The sequence below is a fragment of the Nostoc sp. UCD121 genome (assembly GCF_014222285.1).
Classification (GTDB): Bacteria; Cyanobacteriota; Cyanobacteriia; order Cyanobacteriales; family Nostocaceae; genus Nostoc.
Window position 1 is genome coordinate 1 of the sequence record NZ_JACKZS010000459.1, and the last position, 1,402, is coordinate 1,402.

Consider the following 1,402-nt stretch of genomic DNA (forward strand, 5'->3'; position numbering starts at 1 on the left):
TAAATTATATTTTCACTTACAAGCATTGTTAATTGATTCTTGATCTGGCTTAAATACGACTTTTTCAGCAAGCCCTAAATAGCTTTATTAAAAAAGCATTTCCCCGTAAAGATGACCGGAATGAAATTATTTTTGACCTTACTCAAGGGGAAATCCGAAAACTCATTGCTTTAATGCAGGTACGCATTAAATTAGAACAGAGAGGAAAAGTAATTCCTGAACCATTGGCACAAATTCCTGTATTAAATTTGACTGAATGTAGCATTGCGACTGATATTGTCGAACGTTATAAAATACTGCTACGCCAAGGGATATGGGGCAAAATTACTCTGGCTATGCTTCCCGATGGCAAAGTGGAAGTGATGGATTTTGAACCATTTCAATGTTCACAAGTTGATTTACAAGGCTATGCCGAATGTCGGGCAAAATTCAATACACAACAATGGCGGGATTTAATATTTTGCTCAATGGGTTTTAACCCCCAGCATCCGAGTTATCAGCAGGAAGCAAAAACATGGATCTTGGCTAGGTTATTACCATTAGTGGAAGCTAATTATCATGTCATAGAATTAGCTCCTAAAGGTACTGGAAAAAGCTTCTTTTTTGAAAATATCAGTAGTAAAGTTACTTTAATTAGTGGTGGTAAAGTTACTCCTGCCCAATTATTTATCAACGGCAGAACTAAAGAAGTTGGGTTACTCGGTCGTCATGAAGTTGTGGTTTTAGATGAAGTTCAAAGTTTAACCTTCGATAATCCTGAAGAGGTGATTGGTCCACTTAAAAATTATCTTGCTAGTGGTCGTTATAATCGCTCTGGTTTTGCAGATATTTCTAGTGACTGCGGGTTAGTGATGCTAGCTAATATTGAATTAGACGATCAATTAGAACCACGCAATGAAGATAATTTAATTGCTAACCTCCCCAAGTTTTTTGCTGAAACTGCATTATTAAACCGATTATCTGGTATTATTCCCGGCTGGAAAATTCCGAAGTTTCAAAAAGAAATGATAGCTTCTCAAGTTGGTTTAAAAATGGATTTTTTTGGTGAAGTATTACTATCTCTACGCCAAGATAATCGCTTCAGGTTCTATGTAGAACAGCATACTAAATTTGCCAAAAATGTGACTATTCGTGACCAAAATGCTATTCTCAAATCAGCATCAGGTTTTCTAAAAATTCTCTATCCTCATTTAGAATTAACATTAATGGACTATGAGCGTGATTGCCTGGAACCCGCTTGTCAACTACGCCAAGCAATCCGAAATTCGCTATATTATCTCGATGATGAATTTAGGCAGTTTGGTAGAGAAATTTATGTGGAGACAAAGTAATACCAAGTTGCGATAGATAGTATTATTTAGGGGAAGTAAAATCGGTGTACAGCGATGCCTCGTACTCGAAT

Annotated in this window: 1 protein-coding gene; it reads left to right on the forward strand. The window is 36.4% G+C overall.

The window, feature by feature from the left end; genetic code table 11:
- The first annotated feature begins 53 nt into the window (after positions 1-53).
- On the forward strand, positions 54-1,331 hold the full coding sequence (gene brxL, locus GNF10_RS36840; RefSeq protein WP_185580243.1) for a BREX system Lon protease-like protein BrxL: 1,278 nt from the start codon (positions 54-56) through the stop codon (positions 1,329-1,331).
- Positions 1,332-1,402: the final 71 nt, after the last annotated feature.